Genomic DNA, 25,576 nt, shown 5'->3' with positions numbered 1-25,576 from the left:
TTTACTCCTGATTCACGCGATTAAGCTTGCCTACAGCGGCAGCCATTAATACTTCCTGAGTGGCCTGCTCGCGAGTGAACTCACCGCCAAGATGCCCTTCATGCATGACGATAATTCGATCGCTCATGCCCAATACTTCTGGCATCTCCGAGGAGACCAGAATGATACTTAGCCCATCAGCCTTAAACTGATTGATAAGCTGATAAATCTCTTTCTTAGCCCCGACATCCACGCCACGCGTTGGTTCATCGAGGATCAGCACTTTTGGCCGGGTCATCAACCCGCGCGCAATCGCTACTTTCTGCTGATTGCCGCCGGAGAGCAGACCAATGGCCTGTTCCATTGATGGCGTTTTCACATTGAACAGACGGATAAAATCATCCACCGCCTGCTGCTCATCTTTATGTTTCAGGCTTCCGCCCGCGCGACTGAAATAACGCAGCGCCGTCAGCGACATGTTCTCTTTAACCGACATACCCAGCACTAAGCCATCGCGCTTACGGTCTTCAGAAATATAGACGATACCGTTAGCCAGCCCATCCTGCGGAGAACGGGTGACAACCTCATGTCCGTCAAGCGTGACGTAACCGCTGGAGCGAGGTAACGCGCCGTACAGCACTTTCATCAGTTCGGTACGCCCAGCGCCCATCAGTCCTGATACGCCAAGGATCTCTCCTTTACGCAGGGTGAATGAAACGTCATTAACCCCAGGACCGCACAGATTATCGACCTTCAGACGCACATCGCCTGGTGCTTTATCCAGACGTGGATACTGATCTTCCAGCTTTCGCCCCACCATCATTTCAATCAGCGAGTCTTCAGTAAGCGTTGCAACTTCACGTTCAGCAATAAACTGTCCATCGCGAAAAACGGTCACGTCATCGCAGATCTCGAAGATCTCTTTCATGCGGTGGGAGATATAGACAATGCCGCGCCCCTGCAACTTAAGCTCGCGGATCACGCGGAACAAAGACTCAGTTTCGGTATCGGTCAGCGCATCCGTCGGTTCATCCATAATGATGACTCTGGATTCAAAGCTCAGCACTTTGGCAATTTCTACCATCTGCTGATCGCCAATTGACAACTCCCCCACCAGCCTGTCGCTTTTAAAACGCAGATTGAGTTTGGCTAGCAGCAGGTCGGCTTCGGCGTACATCTTCTTCCAGTCAATTTTGCCAAAGCGATTTACAAACTCACGGCCAAGAAAAATGTTCTCAGCAATAGTGAGTTGTGGGATCAGGTTTAGCTCCTGGTGAATGATGCCAATCCCGGCCTCCTGAGAGGATTTAGGACCGTTAAAGGTGGTTTCTTTACCCAACCATAATAAAGAACCGGCATCACGGGTATAGATACCGGTCAGGACTTTCATCATGGTGGATTTACCCGCGCCGTTTTCTCCCACCAGCGCCATGACGCGGCCTGGGTAGACATTTAACGCGGCGCCGGATAGCGCTTTGACGCCCGGGAACGCTTTATCGATCCCTTTGAGTTGCAGTAATGCGTTCATGATGGCCTCAGAACGTGACGCCAGCACAAAGAATGATATTCGCATACGGAGAACATTCTCCGCTGCGAATTACCGCCTGACTGTCTGCGGTCTGTTTTTTGAATTGTTCATGCGTGGTGTAACGAATTTCAATGGTATTTCCCTGGTGTTGTTGCAGTTGCTCAATGTGGTTGAGCAACGTTTCGTGGAGTTGCGGATTATGTTGTTTAATTTCCGTCGCGAGAATGGCCGCCTCGACCTGCATTTCACGAGTAACCACATCCAGTACCTGCATAAAAGAAGGTACGCCCTGGGTTAATGCCATATCAATACGCGTTGTGCTGTTCGGAATGGGTAAACCTGCATCACATACTACCAGCGTATCGGTATGCCCCAGACGGGAGATCACCGATGAAATTTCAGAGTTGAGTACTGCGCCTTTCTTCATTTTCTTTCCCCACTAGCGAAACGTTTCGCTGAGAATAATTTTAGTCTGAAGGATGCACAGAAAACCACCACGACGTTACGAAAATGTGATCGCCATCGAAACGTTTCGCAAGCCGTATCATTTGACGAAAAGAAAATTGCGATGATGAAAACAAAACCCCCTCTTTCATTATGAAATAGGGGGGTCAGTTGCATTAAATCTCGACCTGAGTACCGAGTTCAATAACCCGGTTCGGCGGGATCTCAAACTGGTCTGGTGCGCGTAGCGCATTGCGTTGCAGCAGAAGATACAACTTACCGCGCAGGCGTAAATACCAAGGCCGTTTACCCACGATTAGCGACTCGTGCGACATGAAGAAAGATGTTTCCATCATCCGACAGCTAAGTCCTTCCAGACCACAGCGATGGAATACTTCTTCTACATTAGGCGTTTCACGCCAACCATAACTGGCAACCACGCGCCAGAAGGTGGGCGACAGCTGCTCAATTTGCACCCTACGCACATTATGAACATACGGCGCATCTTCCGTTCGTAGCGTCAGCAGGATCACACGCTCATGCAGCACTTTGTTATGTTTTAAGTTATGTAGAAGCGCAAACGGGATAACATTTAGCGCTCGCGACATATACACGGCCGTTCCCGGCACACGTACCGGTGGTGATTTCTCCAGGGAAGCAATCATCGCTTCCAGAGAGTTACCGTGTTCATGCATGCGACGTAACAGACGGAAGCGTTCACTCTTCCAGGTCGTCATAATGGTGAACATCACCAGACCGAGCGAAAGTGGCAGCCAGCCGCCAGAAATCAGTTTATCGAGGTTCGCAGAGAACAGCGGAATATCGATGCACAGGAACGCCACCAGAATCAGGAAAACGAAGTATTTATTCCAGTGCCAGTTTTTACGCGCCACAGTGGTCGACAGAATAGAAGTCAGTACCATCGTTCCCGTTACCGCAATACCGTACGCGGCAGCCAAATTGCTGGAATGCTCAAAGCTCACAATGACAATCACCACCGCAAAGTAGAGCATCCAGTTTACAAAAGGAATATAGATCTGACCCGATTCCATTTCGGAGGTATGGATAATACGCATAGGTGATAAATATCCCAAACGTACGGCCTGACGTGTCAGAGAGAATACGCCGGAAATGACCGCCTGTGAGGCGATAACCGTTGCCAATGCAGCAAGGATCAACAGTGGAATTAACGCCCAGTCAGGCGCCAACAGGAAGAACGGGTTTTTGATCGCTTCAGGATGTTTTAACAGCAACGCTCCTTGACCAAAATAGTTTAGCACCAGCGAAGGCAAAACGACCGAGAACCAGGCCAGACGAATAGGCAACTTACCAAAGTGGCCCATATCGGCATACAGCGCTTCAACACCGGTGATTGACAGAACCACAGCGCCCAATGCGATGAATGACAACGTTTTGAATTCCAAGAAGAAATGCACTGCCCAGTAAGGATTCAGCGCTTGCAGTACTTCCGGGTTCGCAATAATACTGCGCACGCCTAATACGGCCAGAACCAGGAACCAAAGCAGCATAATGGGAGCAAACAGCTTACCCACCATCCCGGTACCGTGTTTTTGAATTAAAAACAGCAGGGTAAGTACGATAATGGATAGCGGGACTATCCAGGTATCAAGCTGTGGGGCTATGATTTCCAGGCCTTCAATCGCCGACATCACCGAAATGGCCGGGGTAATCACCACCTCACCATAGAAGAAGCTGCCACCAATCAACCCCATAATGACCAGCATTGACGTTGTTCGCGCCGACGTATTGCGCCCGGCCAACGACATCAACGTCAGGATCCCACCTTCACCGGCATTATCCGCACGCATGACAAACGTCAGATACTTAATAGAGACAACAAAGATCAGTAGCCAGAAAATCAGCGAGAGAAAACCAAACACGGCATCACGTTCAACACCAAAGCCGAACTGGCCGGACAAACATTCACGAAGTGTATAAAGCGGGCTGGTACCGATATCACCGTAGACAACCCCAATGGCTGCGAGAGTAATCGCAGACAATGATTGCTTATTATCAGTGCTCATAGACTAGTCTTTCGTTTATACACGTCATCCTTCAAACTACTCCGCGTTGGCAGCACTCCCCCGGTAACTTACAAATGTAAGCTCAGAAGGTTCACTCCTTTGCCGCCTTGATGCAGCCTGAATGATTTAGTGTATATATATATGAAATGTGTGCGTAGTCCCTTGGCCCACAAAAAGGCGCACAGTATGCACGATTAATCGCAAAATCGTACCCCTAAATGAGACCAGATTAATCTGGCTCAAAGAAAATTAAACGCACCTTAAGTCTATTATTGCCCTGGTGTGAAACAGCTATACTCGCTGTTCACGCAGTACATTTGGCGAAAGGACGCCACTTCATTATGGCTCACCCACATTTATTAGCGGAAAGAATTTCCCGTCTGAGCAATGCGCTGGAAAAGGGACTTTATGAACGTAGCCACGCCATCCGTCTTTGTCTGCTGGCTGCACTGAGCGGCGAGAGCGTTTTCTTATTAGGCCCTCCAGGGATCGCTAAAAGCTTAATAGCTCGCCGATTGAAGTTTGCTTTTAAAAACGCACGCGCTTTCGAATACCTGATGACGCGCTTCTCTACACCAGAAGAGGTTTTTGGTCCCCTGTCCATTCAGGCCCTGAAGGATGAAGGACGCTATGAGCGCTTAACGGCAGGCTATCTTCCTGAAGCTGAAATCGTCTTTCTGGATGAAATCTGGAAAGCAGGCCCGGCCATTCTTAATACCCTGCTTACCGCCATTAACGAACGCCATTTCCGTAACGGTGCGCACGAAGAAAAAATCCCGATGCGTCTGCTGGTGGCGGCTTCCAACGAACTGCCTGAAGCAGACAGTAGTCTGGAAGCCTTGTACGACCGTATGCTGATTCGCTTGTGGCTGGATAAGGTGCAGGACAAGGCCAACTTCCGCTCAATGCTGTTAAGCCAACAAGATGAAAGCGACAATCCGGTCCCAGCGACGTTACAGGTGACGGATGAAGAGTATTACCAGTGGCAAAAAGACATTGGTGCGATCCAGCTTCCTGATCGTGTATTCGAACTTATTTTTACGCTGCGCCAACAACTGGACGCGATACCAAACGCCCCTTACGTGTCTGACCGTCGCTGGAAGAAAGCGATCCGCTTACTCCAGGCAAGCGCCTTCTTTAGCGGACGCGATGCAGTCGCTCCTATCGATCTCATTCTGTTGAAAGATTGCCTGTGGTACGACGCACAAAGCCTGAATCTGATGCAGCAACAGCTGGAAGTTTTGATGACCGGACACGCCTGGCAACAACAGGCGATGCTGACGCGCCTTGGGGCTATTATGCAGCGTCGAATCCAGCTTCAGCAGCAGCAAAGCGATAAAACTGCCTTCACCGTCATTCGTCAGGGTGGAATGTTCAGCCGTCGTCCTCACTATGATCTTCCCCCAGAAGTCACTGCATCCGTATTGACGTTACTGCTACAAAAGCCCTTAAAACTGCACGATATGGAGGTGATCCATATTTCGTTTGAACGTAGCGCCCTGGAACAGTGGCTTACGAAAGGCGGTGAGATCCGTGGAAAACTAAACGGGATCGGGTTTGCACAGACGCTAAATATGGAGGTCGACAGCGCCCAACACCTGGTGGTTCGCGACGTCAGTTTACAAGGCTCCCGTCTGGCGCTGCCTGGATCATCTGAAGAGAGTATGCCCAGCGAGATAAAACAGCAGCTTGAAGCGCTCGACAACGAGTGGCACCAACAGCATAGCGGGTTTAGCGAACAGCAAAAATGTCTGTTTATCCATAGTGACTGGTTAGGTCGTATTGAGGCCAGCCTGCAGGAAGTTGGAGAGCAGATCCGACAGGCGCAACAATGCTAACCCTTGATACGCTAAATATCATGCTGGCAGTAAGCGAAGAAGGGATGATCGAAGAGATGATCCTCGCTCTGCTGGCCTCTCCACAACTGGCGGTATTTTTTGAAAAATTCCCCCGGTTAAAGAAAGCCATTGCTAACGATCTTCCCCGCTGGCGAGAGGCATTACGCAACCGTCTTAAAGATACTCGCGTACCGCCGGAGCTGACAGAAGAGGTGATGTGTTACCAGCAAAGTCAACTTCTATCCACCCCGCAGTTTATCGTCCAGTTACCGCAAATATTAACGCTGTTACACCGGCTACATTCCCCCTACGCTGGACAAGCCCAGCAACTGGTCGATAGCAATAGTACGTTTACGCCCGCGCTGCACACGCTTTTTCTACAGCGCTGGCGCTTAAGCCTGGTGATTCAAACCACAACGCTGAATCAGCAACTACTGGAAGAAGAGCGCGAACAACTGCTCAGTGAAGTACAGGAGAGGATGACTCTCAGTGGACAACTGGATCCAGTGCTGGCGGAAAATGACAATGCCGCAGGCCGTTTGTGGGATATGAGCGCAGGTCAAATCAAACGTGGCGATTATCAGCTGATTGTGAAATACGGCGATTTCCTGACACAACAACCCGAACTCCAGCGTCTGGCCGAGCAACTGGGGCGCTCCAGGGAAGCGAAATCTGTACCGCGAAAAGATGCGCCGATGGAAACATTCCGTACCCTGGTGCGGGAACCTGCAACCGTCCCCGAACAGGTTGATGGCATTCAGCAAAGTGACGATATTCTGCGCCTGTTGCCGCCAGAATTAGCCACACTCGGCATCACTGAACTGGAATATGAATTCTACCGTCGGCTGGTGGAAAAACAGCTACTGACCTACCGCCTTCATGGTGAAGCATGGCGCGAGAAAGTGACAGAGCGTCCGGTTGTACATCAGGACTTTGATGAACAGCCACGCGGGCCTTTTATTGTCTGCGTGGATACCTCAGGGTCAATGGGGGGATTTAACGAACAGTGCGCAAAAGCCTTTTGCCTGGCGCTGATGCGCGTTGCCCTCGCCGATAACCGCCGCTGCTTCATTATGCTATTTTCAACTGAAGTCGTGCGCTATGAGCTGTCCGGAGCGCAAGGCATTGAGCAAGCGATCCGTTTTCTAAGCCAGCGTTTTCGCGGCGGTACAGATATTGCCAGCTGTTTTCGCGCCATTATAGAAAGGATGCAGGGGCGAGAATGGTTTGATGCCGATGCGGTAGTTATTTCGGATTTTATCGCTCAGCGCTTGCCTGATGAGGTCGTCAATAAAGTGGGAGAGCTACAGCGGGTACACCAGCACCGTTTTCATGCGGTCGCAATGTCTGCCCATGGCAAACCCGGTATCATGCGCATTTTCGATCATATCTGGCGCTTTGATACCGGGATGCGAAGCCGCCTGCTCAGACGCTGGCAGCGTTAGTACTTACAGCAGAGAGGCAACGCTTTCACGTACCTGTGTCGGCCATACGCCGCACTGTACCTGACCAATGTGCGGCAACTGCAGCAACAGCATAGTCAGGCGTGACTGACCAATACCCCCGCCAATGGTCTGCGGCATTTCGCCACGCAACAGCGCCTGGTGCCACTCCAGACTCAGGCGATCTTCATCACCAGTCAGAGCAAGCTGGTGCTTAAGCGCATCAGCATCCACGCGGATCCCCATAGAAGAAAGTTCAAACGCATCTTCCAGCACCGGGTTCCACACCAGGATATCACCGTTCAGACCAGCGTAGCCCAGTTCGGAAGCTGAGCTCCAGTCATCATAGTCCGGCGCACGAACGTCATGGCGATGACCGTCGCTGAGCTTGCCGCCGATCCCCACCAGGAATACAGCGCCCAGCTCTTTAGCAATCGCACGCTCACGACCTTTTGCATCAAGCCCCGGATAACGGGATAACAGCTCCTGGCTGTGAACAAAGTGGATCTGCTCTGGCAGGAACGGTGCCAGACCAAATTCTTTGCTCACCGCAGCTTCAGTTGCCTTAATTCCCGCCCAAATAGCCTCTACCGTGCTTTTCAGGGTGGAGAATTGACGCTCACCGTCGCCCATTACGCGCTCCCAGTCCCACTGATCGACGTAAACAGAATGGAGCGGAGAGAGGCGATCTTCATCGGGGCGCAGGGCTTTCATGTGCGTGTACAGCCCTTCGCCCGCGCTGAAGTCGTGTTGTCCCAGTGTTTGACGTTTCCACTTCGCCAGTGAATGAACCACTTCGAACTGGGCGTCAGGCAATGCTTTTACTTTTACCTGCACCGCTTTTTCACAGCCCGACAAGTTATCCTGCGTGCCATCTCCTACACGACTGAGGATCGGGGCCTGTACTTCGATCAGACCTAAACGCTCCTCCAGCTGACGAGAAAAATGAGATTTCACGAAGCTAATTTGACGTTGTTTGGCAATGTAAGCGGTTTTCATTATTTTTACTCCTGTGTCCTGTTGCCTATGATTAAGCAACAGAATGAGGGCAATATTCAATAATCAACAAACAAAAAGCCATGTTCGATTTTGATTCGTTAAAAATAACCGCTAAAATAGATGGAATCATTAATCTACATAAGAAAAACCTATGGAAAATTATCAGATCGACAATCTGGACCGCGGCATTCTTGACGCCCTGATGGAAAACGCCCGCACCGCATACGCAGAACTGGCCAAACAATTTGGCGTCAGCCCCGGTACGATCCATGTGCGCGTAGAGAAGATGAAGCAAGCCGGGATAATTACCGGCGCGCGTATTGATGTCAGTCCCAAGCAGTTGGGTTATGACGTCGGCTGCTTTATCGGCATCATCCTGAAAAGTGCGAAAGACTACCCGTCTGCGCTTGCCAGACTGGAAAGTCTCGATGAAGTGACGGAGGCGTATTACACCACCGGCCACTACAGTATCTTTATTAAGGTAATGTGCCGCTCCATTGACGCCTTACAGCAGGTACTTATCAACAAGATCCAAACAATTGACGAAATTCAGTCCACTGAAACCTTGATCGTCCTGCAGAACCCGATTATGCGTACAATCCGCCCATGATCGTTTTTTTTAATTCCCTGCTTTTCCACAGGTAGATCCCAGCTCACTCACAGCGTACAATAGCCCCTCTTTATCAGGATGGGCTCATATGGCGGACATTACTCTTATCAGCGGTAGTACCCTTGGTGGTGCCGAATACGTTGCGGAACATCTGGCTGAAAAGCTGGAAGATGCAGGTTTTTCAACCGAAACACTGCACGGACCGCAAGTAGAGGAGCTCCCTACCTCTGGTATTTGGTTGGTGATCAGCTCAACACACGGAGCTGGAGACATCCCGGATAACCTGCTTCCTTTCTATAAAGATCTTCAGTCTCAGAAAACAGACCTTTCTCAGGTTCGTTTCGGTGCAATTGGTATTGGCAGCCGCGAATATGACACCTTCTGTGGCGCGATCGACAAATTACAGGCTGAACTGACATCGTCTGGTGCAAAACAGATCGGCGAAACACTCAGGATCAATGTCCTTGAGCACGATATTCCGGAGGATCCAGCGGAAGTTTGGCTGGGATCCTGGATTAATTTACTCAAAAATGTGTAAAGATCGTGCGATCGAGTGTGGATAACTCTGGTAGTAAGCTTGGATTAACCAGTAGTTATCCAAAGAACAACCGTTGTTCAGTTTTTGAGTTGTGTATAACCCTTCATTCTGATCCCAGCTTATACGGACCAGGATCACCGATCATTCACAGCTAATGATCCTCAACAACCTGTTGATCTTATTCAAAGGATCGCCCTTATCCACAGAAAGTCGCGATCCTAATAAGAGATCACAATAAAACAGATCTCTAAATAAAAAGATCTTCTTTTTAATACCCAGGATCCCAGGTCTTTCTCCATCGACTAAAGTTGAGTAGAATCCACGGCCCGGGCTTCAATCCATTTTCACACCGCGTTATGCGAGGCAATTACCATGTTTTATCAGGATCCTTTTGACGTCATCATCATTGGCGGGGGTCATGCAGGCACCGAGGCCGCAATGGCAGCGGCGCGGATGGGTCAGCAGACTCTGCTTTTGACACACAATATCGACACGCTGGGGCAGATGAGCTGCAACCCGGCCATTGGCGGCATTGGGAAGGGACACCTGGTAAAAGAAGTGGATGCGCTTGGTGGGCTTATGGCCAAAGCGATCGACCATGCCGGTATTCAGTTTAGGATACTAAACGCGAGCAAAGGACCTGCCGTCCGAGCGACCCGTGCTCAGGCGGATCGTGTGCTCTATCGGCAGGCTGTACGCACTGCGCTGGAGAATCAGCCAAACCTGATGATCTTCCAGCAGGCGGTTGAAGATCTGATTGTTGAAAACGATCGTGTTGTTGGTGCCGTTACTCAAATGGGTTTGAAGTTCCGCGCCAAAGCGGTGGTTCTGACCGTCGGTACCTTCCTCGATGGTAAAATACATATCGGTCTGGACAACTACAGCGGTGGCCGTGCTGGCGATCCGCCGTCTATTCCATTGTCACGTCGCTTGCGTGAACTCCCGCTGCGTGTGAGCCGCCTCAAAACCGGAACACCACCGCGCATTGATGCCCGTACTATCGATTTCAGCGTACTGGCGCAGCAGCACGGCGATAACCCAATGCCAGTTTTCTCGTTTATGGGTAGCGCCTCGCAGCATCCCAATCAGGTACCTTGCTACATCACGCATACCAACGAGAAAACCCATGACGTGATCCGAAATAACCTCGATCGTAGTCCAATGTATGCTGGTGTGATCGAAGGCATTGGTCCACGTTACTGCCCATCGATCGAAGACAAAGTAATGCGTTTTGCCGATCGTAACCAACATCAGATCTTCCTCGAACCAGAAGGACTGACTTCCAACGAAATTTACCCGAACGGCATCTCCACCAGCCTGCCATTCGATGTACAGATGCAGATTGTTCGCTCTATGCAGGGGATGGAAAACGCGAGAATCGTTCGCCCCGGCTATGCTATTGAGTATGACTTCTTCGACCCACGCGATCTGAAACCCACTCTGGAAAGCAAATTTATCCAGGGATTGTTCTTTGCCGGACAAATCAACGGCACGACAGGTTATGAAGAAGCCGCGGCGCAGGGGCTGCTTGCTGGCCTGAACGCTGCCCGTCTGTCAGCTGACAAAGAAGGCTGGGCTCCTGCACGTTCTCAGGCATACCTTGGCGTATTAGTCGATGATCTTTGTACACTGGGTACCAAAGAACCGTACCGTATGTTTACCTCACGTGCGGAATATCGTTTGATGTTGCGTGAAGATAACGCCGATCTCCGTCTGACAGAAATGGGCCGCGAGCTGGGTCTGGTGGATGACGAACGCTGGGCGCGTTTCAATGAAAAACTGGAGCGCATCGAACAAGAACGTCAACGTCTTAAATCGACCTGGGTGAACCCGTTAGCTGAGTCTGCCGCTGAAGTGAACGCTCACCTTGCGACTCCTCTGTCACGTGAAGCCAGTGGTGAAGATCTTCTGCGTCGCCCGGATATGACCTACGCACAGCTGACATCTTTGTCTGCGTTCGCCCCGGGTCTTGACGATGCACAGGCCGCAGAACAGGTTGAGATTCAGGTTAAATACGAAGGGTATATTGCCCGTCAGCAGGATGAAATAGACCGGCAGCAACGTAATGAAAACACTTTGTTGCCTGCGACTCTGGACTATCGCCAGGTTTCCGGTTTATCGAATGAAGTTATTGCCAAGCTTAATGATCACAAACCTGTGTCGATTGGTCAGGCATCACGTATTTCTGGTGTGACACCTGCGGCCATCTCCATTCTGCTGGTATGGCTGAAAAAACAAGGTATGCTGCGCCGCAGCGCGTAAAACCAATTTTGGCGGGTGCGTTTTGTTTACCCGCCCTACAGATTCGTTAGCCTGGTAAGCAAAACACCACCGGGCAAATTTTATAGACAGGTAACTGCCGTGCTCAACAAACTCTCTCGTCTGCTGGCTGATGCTGGTATTTCGCTTACCGATCACCAGAAAAATCAGTTGATTGCGTATGTCGATATGCTGCACAAATGGAACAAAGCGTACAATCTGACATCGGTGCGGGATCCCAATGAAATGCTGGTGCGCCATATTCTGGACAGCATCGTAGTCGCACCTCATTTGCAGGGGGAGCGCTTTATTGACGTTGGTACTGGCCCTGGTCTGCCGGGCATTCCGCTCTCCATAGTTCGTCCTGACGCCCATTTTACGCTGCTGGATAGCCTGGGGAAACGTGTTCGCTTCCTGCGCCAGGTGCAACATGAGCTTGCGCTTACTAACATCACCCCTGTACAGAGCCGGGTTGAAGAGTTTCCTTCTGAACCTCCATTTGATGGGGTGATAAGCCGTGCTTTTGCGTCGCTTAACGACATGGTGAGTTGGTGTCATCATTTACCCGGTCAAAACGGGCGTTTTTACGCGTTAAAGGGACAGTTGCCTGAAGATGAGATAGCCTCTCTACCTGCTGAATTTAGCGTCGAGTCTGTTGAAAAATTACGGGTTCCACAGCTGGACGGTGAACGCCATCTGGTGGTTATTAAGCCAAACAAAATTTAATATTTGTCAAAAAAAATAGAAAAAAAGCGGTGCTTCAGGTGTTAAAAATTGGAGGGTGTAGTGGGGTTAAATGTTGTTACATTTCACCTGTGCCTTACTGTTTTGCATCATAACTATAACGTACCGTTTTTTGTTAAATGCGAAACAAGTCAACTGTGAAAATATCAGTCTGCTAAAAATAGAACGTAAGAATTACCGTTTTGTGTTAATTTTTTATTATAAATGTCAATGAGTGGTTTTTTTGTTGTTAGGCGCTATTTCTAAAACAGTGACGATTTTTACGCTTAAATATCAAAAAGATGAAAAGGCATCATTTGCCACGTAAATAAATTATGCGAAGGTGAATATGTTCGATATGTGATCTGGTGCACGCTTTATCGCCAGTGTTTACGCGGTATTTGCAGTTTTGCATGATCGTTCACAGTTTGCCGAAAAGTAATAAATGAGGCCCAGAGAAAAATATTTAAACATTTATTCACTTTTTAGCTACTTATTGTTTGAAATCACGAAGGCGCACCGTATAATTTGACCGCTTTTTGATGCTTGACTCTAAGCCATAAAGAACGTTTTATACGACACGCGGCATACCTCGAAGGGAGCAGGAGTAAAAACGTGATGTCTATGTCGCTCTTGAGTCGAAACGTTGCTCGTAAGCTTTTGCTCACACAGCTTCTGGCGGTAATAGCAAGTGGATTGCTGTTTAGCCTCAAAGACCCTTTCTGGGGCATCTCCGCATTATGCGGGGGTTTGGCAGTGTTACTGCCGAATATGTTGTTTATGATATTTGCCTGGCGTCACCAGGCGCATACACCAGCAAAGGGCCGAGTTGCCTGGTCGTTCGCCTTCGGCGAAGCCTTCAAGGTGTTAGCGATGCTGGTTTTGCTGGTGGTGGCGTTGGCGGTTTTGAAGGCGGTATTCTTACCGCTGATCGTTACGTGGGTTTTGGTGCTGGTGGTTCAGATACTGGCGCCGGCTGTAATTAACAACAAAGGGTAAAGGCATCATGGCTTCAGAAAATATGACGCCGCAGGATTACATAGGACACCATCTGAACAACCTTCAGTTGGACCTGCGTACATTCTCGCTGGTGGATCCGCACAACCCCCCAGCCACCTTCTGGACGCTCAATATTGACTCCATGTTTTTCTCGGTGGTTCTGGGTCTGTTGTTCCTGCTTATGTTCCGTAGCGTTGCCAAAAAGGCGACCAGCGGCGTACCAGGTAAATTTCAGACCGCGATTGAGCTGGTAATCAGCTTTGTAAATGGTAGCGTGAAAGACATGTACCATGGCAAAAGCAAGCTGATTGCTCCGCTGGCCCTGACGATTTTCGTCTGGGTATTCCTGATGAACATGATGGACTTACTGCCTATCGACCTGCTGCCGTACATCGGTGAGCATATCTTTGGTCTGCCAGCTCTGCGTGTGGTTCCGTCTGCTGACGTGAACATCACCCTGTCTATGGCGCTGGGCGTATTTATCCTCATTCTGTTCTACAGCATCAAAATGAAAGGCATCGGTGGCTTCACGAAAGAGTTGACGCTGCAGCCGTTCAATCACTGGGCGTTCATTCCTGTCAACTTAATCCTTGAAGGGGTAAGCCTGCTGTCCAAACCAGTTTCTCTTGGTCTGCGACTGTTCGGCAACATGTACGCTGGTGAGCTGATTTTCATTCTGATTGCTGGTCTGTTGCCGTGGTGGTCACAGTGGATCCTGAATGTGCCATGGGCCATTTTCCACATACTGATTATCACGCTGCAAGCCTTCATCTTCATGGTTCTGACGATTGTCTATCTGTCGATGGCGTCTGAAGAGCATTAATTTACCAACACTACTACGTTTTAACTGAAACAAACTGGAGACTGTCATGGAAAACCTGAATATGGATCTGCTGTACATGGCTGCCGCTGTGATGATGGGTCTGGCGGCAATCGGTGCTGCGATCGGTATCGGCATCCTCGGGGGTAAATTCCTGGAAGGCGCAGCGCGTCAACCTGATCTGATTCCTCTGCTGCGTACTCAGTTCTTTATCGTTATGGGTCTGGTGGATGCTATCCCGATGATCGCTGTAGGTCTGGGTCTGTACGTGATGTTCGCTGTCGCGTAGTAAGCGTTGCTTGAATTAAAAGCAATATCAGAACGTTAACTAGATAGAGGCATTGTGCTGTGAATCTTAACGCAACAATCCTCGGCCAGGCCATCGCGTTTGTCCTGTTCGTTCTGTTCTGCATGAAGTACGTATGGCCGCCGTTAATGGCTGCCATCGAAAAACGTCAAAAAGAAATTGCTGACGGTCTTGCTTCTGCGGAACGAGCACATAAGGATCTTGACCTTGCAAAGGCCAGCGCGACCGACCAGCTGAAAAAGGCTAAAGCGGAAGCTCAGGTAATCATCGAGCAGGCGAACAAACGTCGCGCTCAGATCCTGGACGAAGCCAAAACTGAAGCAGAGCAGGAACGTACTAAAATCGTGGCACAAGCGCAGGCGGAAATTGAAGCCGAGCGTAAACGTGCTCGCGAAGAGCTGCGTAAGCAAGTTGCTATCCTGGCTGTTGCTGGCGCCGAGAAGATCATCGAACGTTCCGTGGATGAAGCTGCTAACAGCGACATCGTGGACAAACTTGTCGCTGAACTGTAAGGAGGGAGGGGCTGATGTCTGAATTTATTACGGTAGCTCGCCCCTACGCCAAAGCAGCTTTTGACTTTGCCGTTGAGCACCAAAGCGTTGACCGTTGGCAAGATATGCTGATGTTTGCCGCTGAGGTGACGAAAAACGAACAAATGGCAGAGCTTCTCTCTGGCGCGCTGGCGCCGGAAACGCTCGCTGAGTCGTTTATCGCAGTCTGCGGTGAGCAGCTGGACGAAAACGGCCAAAACCTGATTAAGGTGATGGCTGAAAATAACCGTCTGAATGCGCTCCCGGATGTTCTTGAGCAGTTTATTCACCTGCGTGCAGCCAGTGAGGCGATCTCTGAGGTAGAAGTTACTTCTGCCAATGCACTGAGTGATGAACAGCTTACGAAGATTAGTGCAGCGATGGAAAAACGTCTGTCACGCAAAGTTAAGCTGAATTGCAAAATCGATAAGTCTGTAATGGCAGGCGTAATCATCCGTGCGGGTGATATGGTCATTGATGGCAGCGTACGCGGCCGTCTTGAACGCCTTGCAGACGTCTTGCAGTCTTAAGGGGACTGGAGCATGCAACTGAATTCCACCGAAATCAGCGAACTGATCAAGCAGCGCATTGCTCAGTTCAGTGTTGTGAGCGAAGCTCACAACGAAGGTACTATTGTTTCTGTAAGTGACGGTGTTATCCGCATCCACGGCCTTGCCGACTGTATGCAGGGTGAGATGATTTCCCTGCCGGGTAACCGTTACGCAATCGCACTGAACCTGGAGCGCGACTCCGTAGGTGCAGTTGTGATGGGTCCATACGCTGACCTCGCCGAAGGCATGAAGGTTAAGTGTACGGGTCGTATTCTGGAAGTTCCGGTTGGCCGTGGCCTGCTGGGTCGTGTGGTGAACACTCTGGGTTCCCCAATCGACGGTAAAGGTCCGGTTGATAACGATGGCTTCTCGCCAATCGAAGTTATCGCTCCGGGCGTAATCGAACGTCAGTCCGTCGATCAGCCGGTACAGACCGGTTATAAATCCGTTGATGCTATGATCCCAATCGGTCGTGGTCAGCGTGAATTGATCATCGGTGACCGTCAGACCGGTAAAACCGCGATGGCAATCGATGCGATCATCAACCAGCGCGATTCCGGCATCAAATGTGTGTACGTGGCTATTGGCCAGAAAGCGTCCACTATTTCTAACGTGGTTCGTAAACTGGAAGAACACGGCGCACTGTCCAACACCATCGTTGTTGTGGCAACCGCGTCTGAATCCGCTGCACTGCAATATCTGGCGCCATATGCCGGTTGCGCAATGGGCGAATACTTCCGTGACCGCGGCGAAGATGCACTGATCGTTTATGATGACCTGTCCAAACAGGCCGTTGCTTACCGTCAGGTTTCCCTGCTGCTCCGTCGTCCGCCAGGACGTGAAGCATTCCCGGGCGACGTATTTTACCTCCACTCCCGTCTGCTGGAACGCGCATCCCGCGTTAACGCGGAATACGTTGAGAAGTTCACCAATGGTGAAGTTAAAGGTAAAACCGGCTCCCTGACCGCTCTGCCGATTATCGAAACCCAGGCGGGTGACGTTTCTGCGTTCGTTCCGACCAACGTAATTTCCATTACCGATGGTCAGATCTTCCTGGAAACCAACCTGTTTAACTCCGGTATTCGTCCGGCAGTTAACCCGGGTATCTCCGTATCTCGTGTAGGTGGCGCAGCGCAGACCAAGATCATTAAGAAACTGTCTGGTGGTATTCGTACCGCACTGGCACAGTATCGTGAACTGGCAGCGTTTTCTCAGTTCGCTTCCGACCTGGATGAAGCTACGCGTAAGCAGCTGAGCCACGGTCAGAAAGTAACTGAACTGCTGAAGCAGAAACAGTATGCCCCAATGTCTGTAGCACAGCAGGGTGTGGTGCTGTTTGCGGCTGAACGCGGTTACCTCGAAGATGTGGAACTGGCGAAAATCGGTAGTTTCGAAGCTGCTCTGCTGGCTTACGTCGACCGTGACCACGCTCCGCTGATGCAAGAGATTAACCAGTCCGGTGGCTATAACGATGAAATCGAAGGCAAGCTGAAAGCTATCCTCGATTCCTTCAAAGCAACCCAGTCCTGGTAACGTCTGGCGGTCTGTCCTAGGACGGACCGCAAGGCATTGAGGAGAAGCTCATGGCCGGCGCAAAAGAGATACGTAGTAAGATCGCAAGCGTCCAGAACACGCAGAAGATCACTAAAGCGATGGAGATGGTCGCCGCTTCCAAAATGCGTAAATCGCAGGATCGCATGGCGGCCAGCCGTCCTTATGCAGAGACCATGCGCAAAGTGATTGGTCACCTTGCGAATGGTAATCTGGAATATAAGCACCCTTACCTGGAAGAACGCGACGTTAAACGCGTGGGCTACCTGGTGGTGTCGACCGATCGTGGTCTGTGTGGCGGCTTGAACATTAACCTGTTCAAAAAACTGCTGGCAGATATGAAAACATGGTCCGATAAAGGCGTTCAGTGCGACATCGCAATGATCGGCTCTAAGGGCGTGTCTTTCTTTAACTCCGTTGGCGGTAACGTGGTTGCTCAGGTAACCGGTATGGGGGATAACCCTTCCCTGTCCGAACTGATCGGTCCGGTTAAAGTGATGCTGCAGGCCTACGATGAAGGCCGTCTGGACAGACTGTACGTTGTCAGCAACAAATTTATTAACACCATGTCTCAGGTGCCAACTCTTACCCAACTGTTGCCGTTACCGGCATCAGAAGATGAAGAGTTAAAACAAAAAGCCTGGGATTACCTGTATGAACCAGACCCGAAACCGCTGCTGGATACTCTGCTGCGTCGTTACGTTGAATCTCAGGTTTATCAGGGTGTGGTAGAAAACCTGGCCAGCGAGCAGGCCGCACGTATGGTGGCGATGAAAGCCGCGACCGACAATGGCGGCAGCCTGATTAAAGAGCTGCAGTTGGTATACAACAAAGCTCGTCAGGCCAGCATTACTCAGGAACTCACCGAAATCGTCGGTGGTGCATCCGCGGTATAACCAGGTTAATTCGTAGAGGATTCAAGATGGCTACTGGAAAAATTGTCCAGGTAATCGGCGCCGTGGTTGACGTCGAATTCCCTCAGGATGCCGTACCGCGCGTGTACGATGCTCTTGAGGTTATGAATGGTAATGAGAGCCTGGTGCTGGAAGTTCAGCAGCAGCTCGGCGGCGGTATCGTGCGTACCATCGCCATGGGTTCTTCCGACGGTCTGCGTCGTGGTCTGGAAGTTAAAGACCTCGAACACCCGATCGAAGTCCCGGTAGGTAAAGCAACCCTGGGTCGTATCATGAACGTTCTGGGTCACCCGATCGACATGAAAGGCGATATCGGTGAAGAAGAGCGTTGGGCTATCCACCGCGCAGCACCGTCCTATGAAGAGCTGTCCAGCTCTCAGGAACTGCTGGAAACCGGTATCAAAGTTATCGACCTGATGTGTCCGTTCGCGAAGGGCGGTAAAGTTGGTCTGTTCGGTGGTGCGGGTGTAGGTAAAACCGTAAACATGATGGAGCTGATCCGTAACATCGCGATCGAACACTCCGGTTACTCCGTGTTTGCAGGTGTTGGTGAGCGTACTCGTGAGGGTAACGACTTCTACCACGAAATGACCGACTCTAACGTTCTGGATAAAGTATCCCTGGTTTATGGCCAGATGAACGAGCCGCCGGGAAACCGTCTGCGCGTTGCTCTGACCGGTCTGACTATGGCTGAGAAGTTCCGTGACGAAGGTCGTGACGTTCTGTTGTTCGTTGATAACATCTATCGTTACACCCTGGCCGGTACGGAAGTATCTGCTCTGCTGGGTCGTATGCCTTCAGCGGTAGGCTACCAGCCGACCCTGGCGGAAGAGATGGGTGTTCTTCAGGAACGTATCACCTCTACTAAAACCGGTTCTATCACCTCCGTTCAGGCGGTATACGTACCTGCGGATGACTTGACTGACCCATCCCCAGCAACCACCTTTGCTCACTTGGATGCAACCGTGGTACTGAGCCGTCAGATCGCATCTCTGGGTATCTACCCGGCAGTTGACCCGCTGGATTCCACCAGCCGTCAGTTGGATCCGCTGGTTGTTGGTCAGGAACACTACGACACTGCGCGTGGCGTACAGTCCCTGTTGCAGCGTTATCAGGAACTGAAAGACATCATCGCCATCCTGGGTATGGATGAATTGTCTGAAGAAGATAAACTGGTGGTAGCACGTGCGCGTAAGATCCAGCGCTTCCTGTCCCAGCCGTTCTTCGTCGCGGAAGTATTTACCGGTTCCCCAGGTAAATATGTTTCCCTGAAAGACACCATCCGTGGCTTTAAAGGCATCATGGAAGGCGAATACGATCACCTGCCAGAGCAGGCGTTCTACATGGTTGGTTCTATCGACGAAGCCGTGGAAAAAGCCAAAAAACTTTAACGCCTTAATCGGAGGGTGATATGGCAATGACTTACCACCTGGACGTCGTCAGCGCAGAGCAACAAATGTTCTCTGGTCTGGTCGAAAAAATCCAGGTAACGGGTAGTGAAGGTGAACTGGGTATTTTCCCAGGGCATGCCCCGCTGCTCACCGCCATTAAGCCTGGTATGATCCGCATCGTTAAACAGTTCGGTCATGAAGAGTTTATCTACCTGTCCGGCGGCATTCTTGAAGTGCAGCCTGGCAACGTGACCGTACTGGCTGATACCGCGATTCGCGGGCAGGATCTCGATGAAGCGAGAGCCCTGGAAGCGAAACGTAAGGCTGAAGAGCACATTAAGAGCTCTCACGGTGACGTGGATTACGCTCAGGCATCTGCGGAACTGGCCAAAGCGATCGCGAAATTGCGCGTTATCGAGTTGACCAAAAAAGCGATGTAACACCGGCTTGAAAACACAAAAACCAGTCTGATTTCAGGCTGGTTTTTTTATGCCTGTGGTTTAAGTTATATAAGCTGAAAAGCTATTTTAATATTTATGTGATCTGTATCACGTAAATATTGATCGATTAAAAAATGAAGCGTAGACTTGTTTTTGTGATGAGTGTCACATAATTAACTCAGATAAAAACAGGATACCAACATGAAATTGATCAACAAAATCATCGCCCTTTTCAGCAACATGAACGTTTCTTTCGGCATGTTCAATCTGTAATACCCTGCCTGCAATGTGGCGCTGTGCTTAATGTGGTTTGTAAGTAAGCGCCGTCAGTCGTCTCACTCCCTGTTCTCATACTTTTCCCCTTAAATACAGCAAGTTGTCTTATCTATTTTTGTCTGCATAGTCTGAAATCATGACTCGCAGGTATTTTGCTGCTGCCGGCTGAATTTGAGCGATAAAATCGCGTGCTATGTACTAAATTCTTTATTCATTAGGCAAAAAAATAGCAAAAACATTAACCTAAGGCTTTAATAGGTACAGACTCCTGGTTTCGGGGAGACAAAAGACGCCGATATAGATGAAAATAGTTGATTAACAGGTAGGTATTTTCTCCTATTGAACGTTTTATCTTCGGCCCATTTCACGATGAAAAAAATGTAGTAATTTCAATGTGAAACGGTATAAATTCGTTCTCAAATTTAAGTCAGGACGTGTATGTTGAATAGTGCTATGAGCGTCGTGATCCTTGCCGCTGGCAAAGGTACACGCATGTATTCCGATCTCCCTAAAGTGCTGCACACTCTCGCGGGAAAGGCGATGGTCCAGCATGTCATTGATGCTGCTAATGAATTAGGGGCAACTCATGTACACCTGGTCTATGGACACGGTGGTGATTTGCTTAAGCAGACACTGAAAGAAGGCAACCTTAACTGGGTTCTGCAGGCAGAGCAGCTGGGAACCGGCCATGCGATGCAGCAGGCAGCGCCATTCTTTGGTGATGACGAAGACATTTTAATGCTCTATGGCGATGTCCCGCTAATCTCCACTACTACGTTACAACGCTTGCGTGATGCAAAACCGCAGGGTGGCATCGGCCTATTAACGGTAAAACTGGACGACCCAACCGGTTATGGGCGCATTACGCGTGATGACGGTAAAGTCACCGGTATCGTAGAGCATAAAGATGCTACCGACGAGCAGCGTCAGATCCAGGAAATCAACACCGGTATTCTGATTGCCAACGGCGCGGACATGAAGCGCTGGCTGTCAAAATTGACTAACAACAATGCGCAGGGTGAATACTACATCACCGATATCATAGCGCTTGCCTGGCAGGAAGGTCGTGAGATCACTGCCGTTCATCCGGACAGACTCAGTGAAGTGGAAGGCGTGAATAACCGCTTACAACTATCCCGTCTGGAGCGTGTGTACCAGTCTGAACAGGCTGAAAAACTGCTGTTGGCGGGGGTTATGCTGCGCGATCCGGCTCGTTTTGATCTGCGCGGTACGCTTATTCACGGGCGCGATGTTGAAATTGATACTAACGTTATCATTGAAGGTAACGTAACGCTCGGGAACCGCGTGAAGATAGGCGCAGGGTGCATAATCAAAAACAGCGTGATTGGTGATGACTGTGAGCTTAGTCCGTACAGTGTGGTTGAAGATGCACGCCTGGACGTTGCTTGCACTATCGGACCTTTCGCACGTCTGCGCCCGGGAGCCGAACTGCAGGAAGGCGCGCACGTAGGGAACTTCGTCGAAATGAAAAAAGCGCGTCTGGGTAAAGGCTCTAAAGCCGGTCATTTGACTTATCTGGGCGATGCGGAAATTGGCGATAATGTGAATATCGGTGCGGGTACGATCACCTGTAACTACGATGGTGCCAATAAGTTTAAAACCATTATTGGCGACGATGTTTTTGTTGGTTCAGACACTCAGCTGGTGGCTCCTGTTACCGTGGGTAAGGGCGCGACTATCGCAGCCGGAACTACCGTTACGCGAAATATCGCCGATAATGAACTGGTTTTAAGCCGCGTGCCGCAGGTCCATAAGCAGGACTGGAAACGTCCGGTGAAGAAAAAATAATTTTAGTTTTGTAGGCCTGATAAGGCGTAGCCATCATCAGGCAGACAGAGGGATGAGGAGGTAAATATATATCTCCCTCCCAATAGCAGTAACTATAAAAATAACCCCACTCTCTACAAGGCTCGGGGAGCCCGGAATACGGGCATTGCCCAAAGTATTTCGCGCCTTAGCAAGGCGGCAAACCTGGGAATCTTCGGGAGCTTACTGAGGTAAGTGACCGGAGTGAACAAGTGCAGCCAACGCAGCAACGGCGTGAAAGACGAAGGGTAAACAGGTTGACCGACAACGACAGGCATAATGCCTAAATTCGGAATCATAAAATATGTGTGGAATTGTTGGCGCTATCGCGCAGCGTGATGTAGCTGAAATCCTTCTCGAAGGTTTACGTCGTCTGGAATATCGTGGCTATGACTCTGCCGGTCTGGCAGTTGTCGATGCTGAAGGCAACATGACCCGTCTGCGTCGTCTGGGTAAAGTACAGATGCTTACCGCTGCTGCGGAAGAGCATCCGTTGCATGGCGGCACTGGTATTGCTCATACCCGTTGGGCGACCCATGGTGAACCTTCAGAAGCGAACGCGCATCCGCATGTTTCTGAACATATTGTGGTGGTGCATAACGGCATCATCGAAAACCATGAACCACTACGCGAAATGCTGAAAGCGCGTGGTTACACCTTTGTTTCTGAAACCGACACCGAAGTGATTGCTCACCTGGTGCATTGGGAGCTGGAACAGGGCGGAACCCTACGTGAAGCTGTGCTGCGGACTATCCCGCAACTGCGCGGTGCATACGGCACGGTGATCATGGATACCCGTAACCCGGAAGTCCTGCTGGCGGCACGTTCTGGTAGCCCGCTGGTTATTGGCTTGGGGATGGGTGAGAACTTTATCGCTTCCGATCAGCTGGCGCTGCTGCCGGTTACCCGTCGCTTTATCTTCCTTGAAGAAGGCGATATTGCGGAAGTGACCCGCCGTTCGGTCTCTATTTTCGATAAATCTGGCGAAGAAGTGACACGTCAGGATATCGAATCCAGTCTGCAATATGATGCTGGCGAAAAAGGTATTTACCGCCACTACATGCAGAAAGAGATTTACGAACAGCCGAACGCGATTAAAAACACCCTTACCGGGCGTATCAGCCATGGTGAAGTGGATTTAAGCGAGCTGGGTCCGAATGCCAACGAGCTGCTGTCTCAGGTGGAGCATATCCAGATTATCGCCTGTGGTACCTCGTACAACTCAGGTATGGTATCACGCTACTGGTTCGAGTCGCTGGCAGGTATTTCCTGTGATGTGGAAATCGCTTCCGAGTTCCGCTATCGCAAATCAGCTGTGCGTCGTAACAGCCTGATGATCACTCTTTCCCAGTCTGGTGAAACGGCGGATACCCTGGCGGGTCTGCGCTTGTCTAAAGATCTGGGCTATCTGGGATCGCTGGCTATCTGTAACGTACCGGGATCTTCTCTGGTGCGTGAATCAGACCTGGCGATAATGACCAATGCCGGGACTGAAATAGGCGTGGCTTCGACGAAAGCATTTACCACTCAGTTGACAGTTCTGTTGATGCTGGTGGCGAAACTGTCTCGTCTGAAAGGCCTGGATGCGTCAATCGAACAGGAGATCGTTCACGGTCTGCAGGCATTGCCGAGCCGCATTGAACAGATGCTGTCTCAGGACAAACGTATCGCAGCTCTGGCGGAAGATTTCTCTGACAAACATCATGCGCTGTTCCTTGGCCGTGGCGATCAGTATCCGATTGCGCTGGAAGGCGCGCTGAAGTTAAAAGAGATCTCTTATATTCACGCTGAAGCTTATGCCGCTGGCGAACTGAAACACGGCCCGCTGGCGCTGATTGATGCCGATATGCCGGTTATCGTGGTTGCACCGAACAACGAACTGTTGGAAAAACTGAAATCCAACATTGAAGAAGTTCGTGCCCGCGGCGGCCAGTTATACGTCTTCGCCGATCAGGATGCTGGGTTCACTAGCAGCGAAAACATGCACATCATTGAGATGCCGCATGTGGAAGAGGTCATTGCACCGATCTTCTACACTGTTCCGCTGCAGTTGCTGGCTTATCACGTGGCGCTGATTAAAGGCACCGATGTGGATCAGCCGCGTAACCTGGCTAAATCGGTTACTGTAGAGTAAGTCGGTTATAGTGAAAATGCCCCGCTTTTGGCGGGGCTTTTTTTATGCGTTGTTCTGTTTTTAATCAACTATCCCGCCTTTTTTATGTGACAAACCGTCATCTTCAGCTACTGTTTTCAGTGTCATAAAAAGAAATTTTTTGCGAAATATTACCGTCACGTGTCATTTCAACTGATTATTTTTATTGGTTTTTTTTATTTGTTTTGTCTGATTTATTTCGTTGTCATAAAACTGTCATATTTCGTACATTTAACTGTCACCTGTTTATCCTATTTTGCTCATCGTAGCCACTTAACAATGATTTACGAAAATCGTGCAGGAGACATTATGAAAGTTATGCGTACCACTGTCGCAACTGTTGTCGCCGCGACCTTATCGATGAGTGCTTTCTCTGTATTCGCAGCAGCAAGCCTGACAGGTGCAGGTGCAACTTTTCCTGCGCCGGTGTATGCCAAATGGGCTGATACCTATCAGAAAGAGACCGGTAGCAAAGTAAACTACCAGGGTATCGGCTCCTCCGGTGGTGTAAAACAAATTACTGCAAATACCGTTGATTTCGGTGCATCTGATGCACCATTGTCTGATGAGAAACTGGCACAGGAAGGTCTTTTCCAGTTCCCAACAGTGATCGGCGGTGTGGTGCTGGCGGTGAATATCCCAGGCCTGAAATCCGGTGAGCTGGTGCTTGACGGTAAAACGCTGGGTGACATCTATCTCGGCAAAATTAAGAAGTGGGATGATGAAGCCATCACCAAACTGAACCCGGGTCTGAAACTACCTTCTCAGAATATCGCCGTTGTTCGTCGTGCTGATGGTTCCGGTACTTCCTTCGTATTCACCAGCTATCTGGCAAAAGTGAATGAAGAGTGGAAATCTAAAATTGGTTCAGGCTCTACCGTTAACTGGCCAACCGGTCTGGGTGGTAAAGGCAACGACGGTATCGCCGCGTTCGTACAGCGTCTGCCAGGCTCTATCGGCTACGTTGAATATGCTTATGCTAAGCAGAACAACCTGGCCTATACCAAACTGGTTACTGCTGACGGCAAACCGGTAAGTCCGACCGAAGAAAGTTTCGCTAATGCGGCTAAAGGCGCTGACTGGAGCAAAACTTTTGCCCAGGATCTGACTAACCAGAAAGGTGACGAGGCGTGGCCAATCACGTCTACAACCTTCATTCTGGTTCATAAAGAGCAGAAGAAACCTGAGCAAGGCGCTGAGGTGCTGAAATTCTTTGACTGGGCATACAAAAATGGCGGCAAGCAGGCCAATGACCTGGATTACGCCAGCCTGCCGGACAGCGTGGTTGAGCAGATTCGTGCTGCATGGAAGACCAACGTGAAAGACAGCAGTGGTAAAGCGCTGTATTAACAGAATATCTTTGACGAATTGGCGGATGGCGCTACGCTTATCCGCCCTACGGTTCAGACTGTA

The 25,576-nt window shown here is 50.1% G+C and carries 22 protein-coding genes; 18 read left to right on the top strand and 4 right to left on the bottom strand.

Going from position 1 to position 25,576, the window contains the following annotated elements; all coding sequences use genetic code 11:
• Position 1: 1 nt before the first annotated feature.
• The 3 genes from rbsA to kup all read right to left on the bottom strand — a co-directional run bounded on the left by rbsA (position 2) and on the right by kup (position 3,996).
• Positions 2-1,507 carry a ribose ABC transporter ATP-binding protein RbsA gene (gene rbsA / locus SK36_RS21770; RefSeq protein WP_048223238.1) on the bottom strand — a complete coding sequence of 502 codons (1,506 nt, stop codon included), beginning with the start codon at positions 1,505-1,507 and terminating at the stop codon, positions 2-4.
• A gap of 7 nt (positions 1,508-1,514) precedes the next feature.
• Complete coding sequence (gene rbsD / locus SK36_RS21765) at positions 1,515-1,934, bottom strand: D-ribose pyranase (protein ID WP_045449025.1); 420 nt, start codon at positions 1,932-1,934, stop codon at positions 1,515-1,517.
• A gap of 193 nt (positions 1,935-2,127) precedes the next feature.
• Positions 2,128-3,996, bottom strand: a complete 1,869-nt coding sequence (gene kup / locus SK36_RS21760) for a low affinity potassium transporter Kup (RefSeq protein ID WP_048223237.1) — start codon at positions 3,994-3,996, stop codon at positions 2,128-2,130.
• A 341-nt stretch (positions 3,997-4,337) separates the two neighbouring features.
• On the opposite strand from kup, the gene ravA reads away from it, so the two are divergent.
• Together ravA and viaA are read left to right on the top strand one after the other, a co-directional pair.
• Positions 4,338-5,834: an ATPase RavA gene (gene ravA / locus SK36_RS21755; RefSeq protein ID WP_048223234.1), complete on the top strand. Its 1,497-nt coding sequence runs from the start codon at positions 4,338-4,340 to the stop codon at positions 5,832-5,834.
• Positions 5,828-7,279 carry an ATPase RavA stimulator ViaA gene (gene viaA / locus SK36_RS21750; RefSeq protein ID WP_045449017.1) on the top strand — a complete coding sequence of 484 codons (1,452 nt, stop codon included), beginning with the start codon at positions 5,828-5,830 and terminating at the stop codon, positions 7,277-7,279. The genes ravA and viaA overlap by 7 nt, the downstream gene beginning before the upstream one ends.
• 3 nt (positions 7,280-7,282) lie before the next feature.
• Here viaA and asnA read toward each other — a convergent pair whose 3' ends face one another.
• On the bottom strand, positions 7,283-8,275 hold the full coding sequence (gene asnA / locus SK36_RS21745) for an aspartate--ammonia ligase (RefSeq protein WP_045449015.1): 993 nt from the start codon (positions 8,273-8,275) through the stop codon (positions 7,283-7,285).
• A gap of 151 nt (positions 8,276-8,426) precedes the next feature.
• Between asnA and asnC the strand changes: the two genes are divergently transcribed.
• The 16 genes from asnC (at position 8,427) to pstS (ending at position 25,513) form a co-directional block, all read left to right on the top strand.
• Positions 8,427-8,885 (top strand): transcriptional regulator AsnC, encoded by a 459-nt coding sequence (gene asnC / locus SK36_RS21740; RefSeq protein WP_045449013.1) that lies wholly within the window; start codon positions 8,427-8,429, stop codon positions 8,883-8,885.
• An 88-nt stretch (positions 8,886-8,973) separates the two neighbouring features.
• Positions 8,974-9,423: an FMN-binding protein MioC gene (gene mioC / locus SK36_RS21735; RefSeq protein ID WP_045449011.1), complete on the top strand. Its 450-nt coding sequence runs from the start codon at positions 8,974-8,976 to the stop codon at positions 9,421-9,423.
• Between the two features lie 372 nt (positions 9,424-9,795).
• Complete coding sequence (mnmG, locus tag SK36_RS21730) at positions 9,796-11,685, top strand: tRNA uridine-5-carboxymethylaminomethyl(34) synthesis enzyme MnmG (RefSeq protein WP_048223223.1); 1,890 nt, start codon at positions 9,796-9,798, stop codon at positions 11,683-11,685.
• A 99-nt stretch (positions 11,686-11,784) separates the two neighbouring features.
• Positions 11,785-12,408, top strand: a complete 624-nt coding sequence (gene rsmG / locus SK36_RS21725) for a 16S rRNA (guanine(527)-N(7))-methyltransferase RsmG (protein WP_045449007.1) — start codon at positions 11,785-11,787, stop codon at positions 12,406-12,408.
• Positions 12,409-13,023: 615 nt separating this feature from the next.
• Complete coding sequence (atpI, locus tag SK36_RS21720) at positions 13,024-13,404, top strand: F0F1 ATP synthase subunit I (RefSeq protein ID WP_045449005.1); 381 nt, start codon at positions 13,024-13,026, stop codon at positions 13,402-13,404.
• Positions 13,405-13,411: 7 nt separating this feature from the next.
• Positions 13,412-14,227, top strand: coding sequence for a F0F1 ATP synthase subunit A (gene atpB, locus SK36_RS21715; RefSeq protein WP_048223216.1), 816 nt, complete (start codon positions 13,412-13,414; stop codon positions 14,225-14,227).
• Between the two features lie 46 nt (positions 14,228-14,273).
• Positions 14,274-14,513: a F0F1 ATP synthase subunit C gene (gene atpE / locus SK36_RS21710; RefSeq protein WP_000429386.1), complete on the top strand. Its 240-nt coding sequence runs from the start codon at positions 14,274-14,276 to the stop codon at positions 14,511-14,513.
• 59 nt (positions 14,514-14,572) lie between these two features.
• On the top strand, positions 14,573-15,043 hold the full coding sequence (gene atpF, locus SK36_RS21705) for a F0F1 ATP synthase subunit B (RefSeq protein WP_003023796.1): 471 nt from the start codon (positions 14,573-14,575) through the stop codon (positions 15,041-15,043).
• Between the two features lie 14 nt (positions 15,044-15,057).
• The gene (gene atpH / locus SK36_RS21700) at positions 15,058-15,591 is read left to right on the top strand and encodes a F0F1 ATP synthase subunit delta (protein ID WP_045449001.1); all 534 of its coding nucleotides are present in this window, start codon (positions 15,058-15,060) and stop codon (positions 15,589-15,591) included.
• A 12-nt stretch (positions 15,592-15,603) separates the two neighbouring features.
• Positions 15,604-17,145, top strand: a complete 1,542-nt coding sequence (gene atpA, locus SK36_RS21695) for a F0F1 ATP synthase subunit alpha (RefSeq protein ID WP_003827026.1) — start codon at positions 15,604-15,606, stop codon at positions 17,143-17,145.
• A 50-nt stretch (positions 17,146-17,195) separates the two neighbouring features.
• On the top strand, positions 17,196-18,059 hold the full coding sequence (gene atpG / locus SK36_RS21690) for a F0F1 ATP synthase subunit gamma (RefSeq protein ID WP_005121458.1): 864 nt from the start codon (positions 17,196-17,198) through the stop codon (positions 18,057-18,059).
• Positions 18,060-18,085: 26 nt separating this feature from the next.
• Positions 18,086-19,468, top strand: coding sequence for a F0F1 ATP synthase subunit beta (gene atpD / locus SK36_RS21685; protein WP_045448998.1), 1,383 nt, complete (start codon positions 18,086-18,088; stop codon positions 19,466-19,468).
• Between the two features lie 20 nt (positions 19,469-19,488).
• Positions 19,489-19,908 carry a F0F1 ATP synthase subunit epsilon gene (locus SK36_RS21680; protein ID WP_005121460.1) on the top strand — a complete coding sequence of 140 codons (420 nt, stop codon included), beginning with the start codon at positions 19,489-19,491 and terminating at the stop codon, positions 19,906-19,908.
• A gap of 714 nt (positions 19,909-20,622) precedes the next feature.
• Positions 20,623-21,993: a bifunctional UDP-N-acetylglucosamine diphosphorylase/glucosamine-1-phosphate N-acetyltransferase GlmU gene (gene glmU, locus SK36_RS21675; protein ID WP_048223213.1), complete on the top strand. Its 1,371-nt coding sequence runs from the start codon at positions 20,623-20,625 to the stop codon at positions 21,991-21,993.
• Positions 21,994-22,315: 322 nt separating this feature from the next.
• Complete coding sequence (gene glmS / locus SK36_RS21670) at positions 22,316-24,145, top strand: glutamine--fructose-6-phosphate transaminase (isomerizing) (protein WP_045448994.1); 1,830 nt, start codon at positions 22,316-22,318, stop codon at positions 24,143-24,145.
• A gap of 327 nt (positions 24,146-24,472) precedes the next feature.
• Positions 24,473-25,513: a phosphate ABC transporter substrate-binding protein PstS gene (gene pstS / locus SK36_RS21665; protein WP_045449847.1), complete on the top strand. Its 1,041-nt coding sequence runs from the start codon at positions 24,473-24,475 to the stop codon at positions 25,511-25,513.
• The last annotated feature ends 63 nt before the right edge of the window (positions 25,514-25,576 follow it).

It is taken from the genome of Citrobacter sp. MGH106 (genome assembly GCF_001037495.1).
GTDB classification, from domain to species: domain Bacteria; phylum Pseudomonadota; class Gammaproteobacteria; order Enterobacterales; family Enterobacteriaceae; genus Citrobacter; species Citrobacter murliniae.
The sequence above is the reverse complement of the archived record's forward strand: the minus strand, read 5'-3'. Positions and strand labels throughout refer to the sequence as shown.